This is a genomic window from Mesorhizobium sp. M7A.F.Ca.MR.148.00.0.0 (assembly GCF_003997735.1).
In the GTDB taxonomy this organism is placed as follows: Bacteria; Pseudomonadota; Alphaproteobacteria; order Rhizobiales; family Rhizobiaceae; genus Mesorhizobium.
Genome location: NZ_RZTB01000212.1, coordinates 1 through 4,671 on the forward strand (window position 1 = coordinate 1; position 4,671 = coordinate 4,671).

General features: G+C 64.0%; 6 protein-coding genes. 2 read left to right on the forward strand and 4 right to left on the reverse strand.

The window, feature by feature from the left end; all coding sequences use genetic code 11:
• Nucleotides 1-166: 166 nt before the first annotated feature.
• From EOB49_RS32900 to EOB49_RS32910, 3 genes are read right to left on the reverse strand one after another with little or no spacing between them, the layout of a single operon-like run.
• Nucleotides 167-529 (reverse strand): DUF488 domain-containing protein, encoded by a 363-nt coding sequence (locus tag EOB49_RS32900; protein ID WP_127270292.1) that lies wholly within the window; start codon nucleotides 527-529, stop codon nucleotides 167-169.
• A 16-nt stretch (nucleotides 530-545) separates the two neighbouring features.
• A complete protein-coding gene (locus EOB49_RS32905) occupies nucleotides 546-1,802 on the reverse strand; it encodes an aminopeptidase (RefSeq protein WP_127383413.1) in 1,257 nt (418 codons plus the stop codon).
• A complete protein-coding gene (locus EOB49_RS32910; RefSeq protein WP_127383414.1) occupies nucleotides 1,799-2,791 on the reverse strand; it encodes a LysR substrate-binding domain-containing protein in 993 nt (330 codons plus the stop codon). The genes EOB49_RS32905 and EOB49_RS32910 overlap by 4 nt, the downstream gene beginning before the upstream one ends.
• A 94-nt stretch (nucleotides 2,792-2,885) precedes the next feature.
• On the opposite strand from EOB49_RS32910, the gene EOB49_RS32915 reads away from it, so the two are divergent.
• On the forward strand, nucleotides 2,886-3,107 hold the full coding sequence (locus tag EOB49_RS32915) for a hypothetical protein (protein ID WP_127328448.1): 222 nt from the start codon (nucleotides 2,886-2,888) through the stop codon (nucleotides 3,105-3,107).
• Between the two features lie 115 nt (nucleotides 3,108-3,222).
• Entirely contained in the window at nucleotides 3,223-4,383 is a 1,161-nt protein-coding gene (locus EOB49_RS32920; RefSeq protein WP_127383415.1) for a YbfB/YjiJ family MFS transporter, read from the forward strand.
• A gap of 91 nt (nucleotides 4,384-4,474) precedes the next feature.
• Here the strand turns inward: EOB49_RS32920 and EOB49_RS37070 are convergent.
• On the reverse strand, nucleotides 4,475-4,671 hold a 197-nt coding region (locus EOB49_RS37070), incomplete at its 5' end, for a hypothetical protein (RefSeq protein ID WP_206526178.1).

A 4,671-nucleotide genomic window follows, 5' to 3' on the forward strand; every position in this document is an offset into this window, starting at 1 on the left:
ATGGCGAAGCAAGGAGCGGAGCGACGCAGCGCAGACCATAGGATCCATGCCGTGATCTATCCGTGTTGCAACGGTGCAGATTCGGCTCCGCTGCGCCTTTCGACTGAGGTCGCGGCATGGATCCTCGGGTCAAGCCCGAGGATGACGAAGGTCTGGCTAACGATGGCTAATTGTGAGCGCTTGCGCTGAGATACCCCGCCAGCGCCACCGCATTGTTATGCGCTTCATCATGCGCGCCATAGAGCAGCGTCACCTTGCCGTGGCTGATCAAACCTCGCAATTCACTCACCGCCTCGCCGTTCCCGTCCAGCTCAGCACGATACCGCTCCTGAAACTCCGGCCAGCGCGCCGGCGCATGGCCGAACCACTTTCGCAGGTCGTCGCTCGGTGCGATGTCCTTCAACCACAGCGTCAGCGCAGCGTCTTCCTTGCTGACACCGCGCGGCCAGATGCGGTCGACCAGAACCCGCTGCCCGTCATCGGGCGCGGGTGGCTCGTAGATACGCTTGACCGCCAGGTCGAAGGCCATCGCACCCTCCGTACGGTCAAGCCCATTCGCCCTTGCGCATGACGGGCACGCGGGCGCCGTCCTTGTGGACACCGTCGATGTCGATCTTGTCCGAACCGATCATCCAGTCGATGTGGATGAAGCTCTTGTTGCCGCCGCGCGCCGCGATCTCGTCCTGGCTGAGCGAGGCGCCGTCGACGAAGCACTTCGAATAGCACTGGCCGAGCGCGATATGGCAGGCGGCGTTCTCGTCGAACAGCGTGTTGAAGAACAACAGCCCGCTTGCCGAGATCGGCGAGGAATGCGGCACCAGCGCCACTTCGCCGAGGCGGCGCGCGCCCTCATCTGTATCGAGCACCTTCTTCAGCACATCCTCGCCCTTCGATGCCTTGGCCTCGACGATCCTGCCTTCTTCGAAACGCACCGAAATGTCGTCGATCAGCGTGCCCTGGTAGGACAGCGGCTTGGTCGAGGAGACATGACCCTCGACCCGCCTTGCATGCGGCGTGGTGAAGACCTCCTCGGTCGGGATGTTGGGATTGCAGGTGATGCCGTTCTTGGCGGTCGAGGCGCCGCCCATCCATTCATGGCCGTCCGCGAGCCCAACGGTCAGGTCGGTGCCCGGTCCGGTGAAGTGCAGCGCGTGGAAATTATGGCCATTGAGCCATTCGGTGCGGCTGCGCAGCGCCGCGTTGTGCGCCTTCCAATTGCCGATCGGGTCCTCCACATCGACCCGCGACGCGGCGAAGATGGCGTCGGCGAGCTTCACGACCGCGACATCGTCGGCATCGTCAGGAAAAACCTGCCTGGCCCAGGCGAGGTCCGGATAGGCGACGATGTTCCAGTTGATGTCGAAGCCGGTGATCTTTTCCAGCGCCGGCTGGTAAGCCATCGAATTGGCCTTGTTGGCACGTGCCACTTTTGCCGGATCCTGTGTGGAGAGCAGCGACGGATCCTCGCCGCGCACGGCAAGCCTGGCCGCATTGTTGGAAAAGGCGTTCGCCATGCCTTCATAGAGCCAGCCGGCGGCGCGGTCGAAGCTCGCATCGGCACCGAAGCGGTAGCGGGCCAGCGTCATCTCGTCGTCGTTGAAGATCGGCGTCACCAGCCCGGCGCCGGCCTTGTAGGCGTGCTCGACGATCCGCCTGGTCAACGGCAGTGCCGCGATCGACGAAGTCAGCACCAGATCCTGCCCCGGCTGCAATTGCAGTCCGACCTTGATGGCGACTTCCGCCAGCCTGTCGAGCTTCACCGGGTCGATCGATGCGGAAACGCCGCGCGAATGTGTGGTCATGATCCTGCCTGTCGTAGTTTGATGTCCGACTCTACATAGCTCGGTGCCTCCGTCCTTTCCACCGCGATCGCGCCGGCGGGTTCAGCGTTTACCGACCCGAACCGCGCCATGGTTGCCTCGATCTCTTCCCTGATCCAGAGCTTGAAATCCCGGACCTTGCGGCTTTCCGCCTTGACGGACGAGGTCACCAGCCAATAGCCGAGCCCGCTCTGGGCGCGGATTCCGAAAGGCGCCACCAGCCGCCCGTCGGCCAGCGCGTCGGCGGCGAGCAGTTGCCAGCCCAGCATCACGCCATGACCGGCAATCGCCGATTCCAGGCACAGCATCGGGTCGGTGAAACGCGCACCTTTCAGGAAGGTGACAGGGGGCACGCCGGCCGTCTCGAACCAGCTTTCCCAGTTGATCATCGCCCGCTCGTCGGTGATCGCGCAGGTCTGGGCAAGGTCCTCGATCGACTTCAGTTTTTGGGCGATCGCCGGCGCGCAGACCGGGAAGACCTCCTGCGCCAAGAGCAGTTCCGCCCGCCCGCCAGGCCATTTGCCGTCGCCAAGCCGGATGGAGATGTCGATGTCCGAGTGATCGAGATTGGCCAGCCGCACCGAAGCGTCGATGCGCAGCAGCACGTTGGGATGCCGGTCGAAGTGGCGAGATAGCCTGGGCAACAGCCACTTCGAGGCAAAGGCCGGCGCCACCGAAACCACCAATGTGCATTGCGTAGCCTCGTCGGCCAGCGCCACGGCCTGGGCAAGCTCACGAAATCCAGCACCGAGGCGGGTCGCGAAAACGGCGCCGAATTCGGTCGGCACCAGACCGCTCGCCGTTCGCTCGAACAGCGCTTGGCCGAGCTGTTTTTCGGTACGGCTGATCTGCTGGCTGACGGCGCTGACGGAAACGTTGAGCTCACCGGCCGCCGCCGCCAGCGATCTGAGACGGGCAACGGTTTCGACGGCGCGGAGGCCGTTGAGATGGACGCGATTGAGCATGGCCATTGAGTTTTTCTAAACTGATCCGGCTGAAATCTCAATTGAAAGGCATATCGAAACGGCAGATTTTGTCGGGAGAGACAGACCTGTGGAGCCGGAAATGCTGGGGATTTTGTCGTCGTCGCTGAAGGTCTTTTTCACTGCGAGCAGGCCGTATGAGCCGCGCCCGGACGGCGAGGCGCAGAGATGGCTGATCGATCCGCTTTCGCATCCGGTGCTGAACACCATGTCGGAGCGCGAACTGGGCGATGTGCCGTTCAGGCTGACGGCACGGCGGACGGTGCACGAGACGGCTCCGCTACGCGCCGGTTGCCGCTGCTGAGCAGGCGCCAAGCGTTCGGCTTGGGGAAAGTCGAGGCGAGCACCGCGTCCCGCGCACGCACTGGCCCAACAGATGGCGATTGTTTCAGCGACCCCTGCACTTATTGTGCAGTGCAATGACATCGGCCACCTCGACAGCGCTGCGTTTCGCCCTCGCCGGCATGATGGCCATGGCTGTCGCCATGGGCATCGGCCGTTTCGTCTACACGCCGATCCTGCCCGGCATGATGCAGGAACTGCATCTGTCGCCGGCCGATGCCGGCTGGATCGCCTCGGCCAACTATCTCGGCTACCTCGTCGGCGCGTTGGCAGCGGCGGGCGGCTGGGCGCATGGGCGCGAGCGCCTGCTGATGCTGGCGGGGCTTGGCGCCAGTGCGGTCCTTGCCGCGCTGATGGGGCTGACCGAAGCGATGGCGGCCTTTCTCGCCATCCGCTTTCTGGCCGGTCTGGCCAGCGCCTTCGTCATGGTGTTCATGGCCAGCGTCGTTTTCAGCCATATCGCGGCTGCCTGTCGCAACGACCTGCAGGCCTGGCATTTCGGCGGCGTCGGGCTCGGCATAGCGGCATCGGCGGCGATGATGGCGGTGCTGGTCGCCGAGCATTCGGGCTGGGCGGCAGGTTGGCTGTGGTCGGCGGCGATTTCGGCCTGCGGTTTCGTCCTCGTCGCTCTGTTGGTCAATGAGGGTCCGCTCGGCAACGGCGAAGTCCCCCGCGAGCCGGCACTGCGGATGGACCGGTCGTTGGTCAAGGTCATCATCGCCTACGGCCTGTTCGGCTTTGGCTATGTGGTGACGGCGACATTCCTGGTCGCCATCGTCCGGCAAGGCGGCGGCAGCCGCATCTTCGAGGCCATGGTGTGGATGGTCGCCGGTCTTGCGGGCTTTCCCTCGGTCTGGTTCTGGCAGAAGATCGCGGCGCGGACCGGCCTCTATGCCGCCTATGCGCTGGCGTGCTTCATCGAAGTTGCCGGCGTCACCGCCAGCGTCGCCATCGGCGGCGCCACCGGGCCGCTGCTTGCCGGCGTGCTGCTCGGCGGCACCTTCATTGCCATCACCGCCTTTGGCCTGCAGGCCGCCCGGCAGCAGGCGCCAAGCGCGCCGCGCCGGATATTCGCCCTGATGACGGCTGCGTTCGGCCTTGGCCAGATCATCGGGCCGGTCGCCGCCGGGTTTCTGGCGCAAATGTCCGGCGATTTCTTCCTCGCCTCGATCACCGCCGCAACCGTGCTGGTCGTCTCCGGCGCCATCACATGGTCGGCTGCGCCAAAATCGCCATGATTGTGAGCTTGCTGTGCCGGGCATCGGGCACAGGCATTTTCTTTCCCACTAATGTGTGACTTTATGCCCGCTGCCGTCAGCTGATTTGCGCCTAGATCGAGGAATTCGCCACAGTGTTCGTATCCTTCGCCATCACATTGTCGGCTGCGCCAAAATCGCCATGATTGTGGGCTTGCTGTGCCGGGCATCGGGCACGGGCATTTTCTTTCCCACTAATGTGTGACTTTATGCCCGCCGTAGTCAGCTGATTTGCGCCCAGATCGAGGAATTCGCCACAGTGTTCGTATC